This is a genomic window from Pseudomonas protegens (assembly GCF_003732485.1).
GTDB lineage: Bacteria > Pseudomonadota > Gammaproteobacteria > Pseudomonadales > Pseudomonadaceae > Aquipseudomonas > Aquipseudomonas protegens_B.
In genome coordinates, this window is record NZ_MOAK01000036.1 from 348,155 (window position 1) to 352,545 (window position 4,391).

General features: G+C 62.4%; 4 protein-coding genes and 1 pseudogene. All 5 read right to left on the reverse strand.

The window, feature by feature from the left end; translation table 11 throughout:
• Positions 1 to 206 (reverse strand): annotated as a pseudogene (locus BLX41_RS34800) (spermidine/putrescine ABC transporter substrate-binding protein PotF); the annotation flags it as partial.
• A gap of 136 nt (positions 207 to 342) precedes the next feature.
• On the reverse strand, positions 343 to 1,239 hold the full coding sequence (locus tag BLX41_RS08535; protein WP_011060635.1) for an ABC transporter permease subunit: 897 nt from the start codon (positions 1,237 to 1,239) through the stop codon (positions 343 to 345).
• Positions 1,236 to 2,117, reverse strand: a complete 882-nt coding sequence (locus BLX41_RS08540; protein ID WP_162865010.1) for an ABC transporter permease subunit — start codon at positions 2,115 to 2,117, stop codon at positions 1,236 to 1,238. Before BLX41_RS08540 ends, BLX41_RS08535 begins: the two co-directional genes overlap by 4 nt.
• Before the next feature lie 44 nt (positions 2,118 to 2,161).
• A complete protein-coding gene (locus BLX41_RS08545) occupies positions 2,162 to 3,304 on the reverse strand; it encodes an ABC transporter ATP-binding protein (protein WP_011060637.1) in 1,143 nt (380 codons plus the stop codon).
• 232 nt (positions 3,305 to 3,536) lie between these two features.
• On the reverse strand, positions 3,537 to 4,292 hold the full coding sequence (locus BLX41_RS08550) for a gamma-glutamyl-gamma-aminobutyrate hydrolase family protein (protein WP_123431028.1): 756 nt from the start codon (positions 4,290 to 4,292) through the stop codon (positions 3,537 to 3,539).
• Between the last annotated feature and the right edge of the window lie 99 nt (positions 4,293 to 4,391).

Genomic DNA, 4,391 nt, shown 5'->3' on the forward strand with positions numbered 1-4,391 from the left:
AGCAGGCGCGCTTCCAGGGTTTCGTTGCTGTCGAAGACGTCGTAGGTGACGTGGATACCCGTCTCGGCCTCGAACTTCTTCAGGGTGTCCGGGGCGATGTAGTCCGACCAGTTGTAGACGCGCAGCACTTTGTCGTTGGCTTGAGCGCCGGTAACCATTGCGCCCATCAAGGACAGTGAGAGCAGAGTCCTGCCAAGCATTTTCATCACTACAACTCCATTTCTTATTGTGCAGATTGCTGCGTGTGCAACTCGGGGGTTCGGGGTGAGCCTTTTTCGCCAGCAAGCTGGCTCCTACAGGTTTGGGTTATCCGTAGGAGCCAGCTTGCTGGCGAAGAGGCGGTTAGGCCGTCGCAGGTGTTCGTACCGCAGGTTTTTTCGCTGCCGGTGGCTGCCAGGATTCGTTGGCGGTGAAGTCCATGGCCTCCTGGATCGCCCGCTTGCGGGCGGCCTCGGCGCGACGGCCGAAGTACCAGACCAGGAAGGTCACCAGGGACACCGCCAGCAGGATCAGGCTGGCCACGGCGTTGATCTCCGGCTTGACCCCCAGGCGCACCGCCGAGAACACTTCCATCGGCAAGGTGGTGGAACCCGGGCCGGAAACGAAGCTGGCCAGTACCAGGTCATCCAGGGACAGGGCGAAGGACATCATGCCGCCGGCCGCCAGTGACGGCGCGATCATCGGGATGGTGATCAGGAAGAACACCTTGAACGGTCGCGCTCCCAGGTCCATGGCTGCTTCTTCGATGGACAGGTCCAGCTCCCGCAGGCGCGCGGAGACTACCACGGCTACATAGGCTGCGCAGAATGTGGTGTGGGCGATCCAGATGGTGACGATGCCGCGCTCCATGGGCCAGCCGATCAATTGCGCCATGGCCACGAACAGCAGCAGCAAGGACAGGCCGGTGATCACTTCCGGCATCACCAGCGGCGCGGTCACCAGGCCGCCGAACAGCGTGCGGCCCTTGAAACGGGTGACCCGGGTCAGCACGAAGGCCGCCAGGGTGCCCAGGGCCACCGCGGCAATGGCGGTGTAGCAGGCGATCTCCAGGGAGCGCATTACCGAGCCCATCAGTTGCTGGTTGTCCAGCAGGCCGACGTACCACTTGATCGACCAGCCGCCCCACACTGTCACCAGCTTGGAGGCGTTGAACGAGTAGATCACCAGGATCAGCATCGGCAGGTAGATGAACAGCAGGCCCAGCACCAGCATCAGTTTGGAAAATTCGAAGCGTTTCATGCCCGTGCCTCCATCTCTTTGGCCTGGCTGCGGTTGAACAGCAAGATCGGGATAATCAGGATCGCCAGCATCACCACCGCCAGGGCGGAGGCCACCGGCCAGTCACGGTTGTTGAAGAACTCCTGCCACAGTACGCGGCCGATCATCAGGGTTTCCGGGCCGCCCAAGAGTTCCGGAATCACGAACTCGCCCACCACCGGAATGAACACCAGCATGCAGCCGGCAATGATGCCGTTCTTGGCCAGGGGCACGGTGATTTTCCAGAAGTTGTTGAAGTTGCTCGAACCCAGGTCCGAAGCGGCTTCCAGCAGGCTCTGGTCATGCTTGACCAGGTTGGCGTACAGCGGCAGCACCATGAACGGCAGGTAGGCGTAGACCACGCCTATATAGACGGCGGTGTTGGTGTTGAGGATTTCCAGCGGCTGGCTGATCAGCCCGGTCCACATCAGGAAGCTGTTGAGCAGGCCGTTGTTGCTGAGGATGCCCATCCAGGCGTAGACGCGGATCAGGATCGCGGTCCAGGTCGGCATCATGATCAGCAGCAGCAAGACGTTCTGCGCCTCCTTGCTGGCCTTGGAGATGGCATAGGCCATGGGGAAACCCACCACCAGGCACATCAGGGTGCTCAGCAGGGCCACCTTCAGCGAACCCAGGTAGGCCGAGAAATACAGCTCGTCGCCGGCCAGCATGGCGTAGTTGCCGAGGTTCAGCAGCAGCTGGAATTTCTGTTCGGCGTAGCTGTAGATCTCCGAGTAGGGCGGAATCGCCAGGGCCGCTTCCGAGAAGCTGATCTTCATCACCAGGAAGAACGGCAGCATGAAGAACAGGAACAGCCAGAGGAAAGGAATGCCGATCACCAGCTTGCGACCGCTGGGCAGCATACGGAACAGCTTCTGATTGAAAGTGCTCATGGTCGATGTACTCATGCTCGCAGTACCACGCCGCTGTCGTCTTCCCACCAGACGTAGACTTCATCATCCCAGGTCGGCCGCGAGCCGCGACGCTCGGCGTTGGCCATGAACGACTGGACGATTTTGCCGCCAGGCAGCTCGACGTAGAACACCGAGTGGCCGCCCAGGTAGGCGATGTCATGCACCTTGCCCTTGGACCAGTTGTAGCGGGCATCGGGCTTGAGGGTGGTGACCAGCATCTTTTCCGGGCGGATGGCGTAGGTCACCGACTTGTCCTGCACCGAGGTGCTGACCCCGTGGCCGACGTAGATCTGCTGCTCGAGGTCCGCGCAGTCGATGATGGCGTAGCCTTCCAGGTCTTCGGTAACGGTGCCGTCGAAGGCGTTGACGTTGCCGATGAATTCGCACACCAGGCGGCTCACCGGCGCTTCGTAGATGTCCACCGGGCTGCCGGTCTGGGCGATCCAGCCCAGGTGCATGATGGCGATGCGCTGGGCCATGGTCATGGCCTCTTCCTGGTCGTGGGTCACCATCACGCAGGTCACGCCCACGCGCTCGATGATCTCCACCAGTTCCAGTTGCATCTGCGAGCGCAGCTTCTTGTCCAGGGCGCCCATGGGTTCGTCCAGCAAGAGCAGCTTGGGGCGCTTGGCCAGGGAGCGGGCCAGGGCCACGCGCTGGCGCTGGCCACCGGAGAGCTGGTGCGGCTTGCGCTTGGCGTACTGGGTCATGTGCACCAGCTTGAGCATTTCCTCGACCCGGGCGTCGATCTCGCTGGCCGGCAGGCGGTCCTGCTTGAGGCCGAAGGCAATGTTCTGGGCCACGGTCATGTGGGGGAACAGGGCGTAGGACTGGAACATCATGTTGATCGGCCGCTCGTAGGGCGGCATGTCGGTGATGTCCACGCCATCCAGCAGGATGCGGCCTTCGGTGGGGCGTTCGAAGCCGGCGAGCATGCGCAGCAGGGTGGATTTGCCGGAGCCGGAACCGCCCAGCAGGGCAAAGATCTCGCCTTGGTGGATCTCCAGGGACACATCGTCCACGGCCACGGTTTCATCGAACTTCTTGGTCACGCGGTCGATCTTGACCAGGACCTTCTGCGGGCTCGGAGTGCCTTCGAGGGCCTTGCGGTAAGTGCTGGAGGCGTTTGCCATGTGAAACTCCCAACAGGTGTCAGCAGCCCGATCAATTCGGCCGGGCCTAAAGGTTGATTGCCAGCCCGCAGTGAGTGCGGGCTGATTCGGCGCTGCCTCCCTGGCGGCCTGACGCTATTTGTTGTTGTGGTCTTGCCGTGTGTTGCTCACGCTGGACGACGGGCGCGCACAGGCGCGCTCGCCGCGGGGCAGGGCGTGATGAATCGTCTGGGTTGTGGCCGCGGCCGGTGGTTCAGCGCCGTTGTGCGGCCCGTTGCCGGCAGGCGTCGCCAAAGGCCTGGAAGATCCGCAGGTAGGCCGGGTTCGACAGCACCTGCCATTCCGGGTGCCACTGCACGCCGAAGGCGAAGGCCTTGCTGTGTTCCACCGACACCGCCTCGATCAGGCCGTCCGGGGCCACGGCCTCGACCCGCAGGCCGGGGGCCAGGCGGTCGACGCCCTGGCTGTGGATCGAGTTGACCTGGATCTCGCCGCCCAGGCCCATGGCCTCGAACACACCGCCGGGCTGGATCGCCACCGGGTGCGCCGGGGCGTACTGCACTTCGATGCGCGGATCGTCGGCTTCGCGGTGGTCCATGTAGCCCGGCAGTTCATGCACCTTCTGGTGCAGGCTGCCGCCGAAGGCCACGTTCATTTCCTGGAAACCGCGGCAGATGCCGAGCACCGGCACGCCGGCGGCAATCGCCGCGCGCAGCAGGGGCAGGGTGGTGGCATCGCGCTGCGGGTCGTGGGCGGTGCCCGGCTCGCTGGGAGTGCCCTGGTAATGGAAGGGTTCGACATTGGATGGCGAGCCGGTAAACAGCAGCCCATCCACTTGCCGCAGCAGATCGTCGATGTCGATCAGATCCGCCAGGGAAGGAATGATCAGGGGCAGGCCCTCGGCCGCGACGCTGACAGCACGCAAGTACTTGTCGCCGCTGACGTGGTAGGGGTGCAGGCCGATCTCTTTGACGCACGCAGTAACGCCGATCAATGGCTTGAATGCCATTTTTATCACCTCGAAATTCACGCTGGAACGAGTTTTTCCAGAGCTTATCCTCGTTGATTTTAATTAACAACTTCCATGTAAAAAATTCTAAACATTATC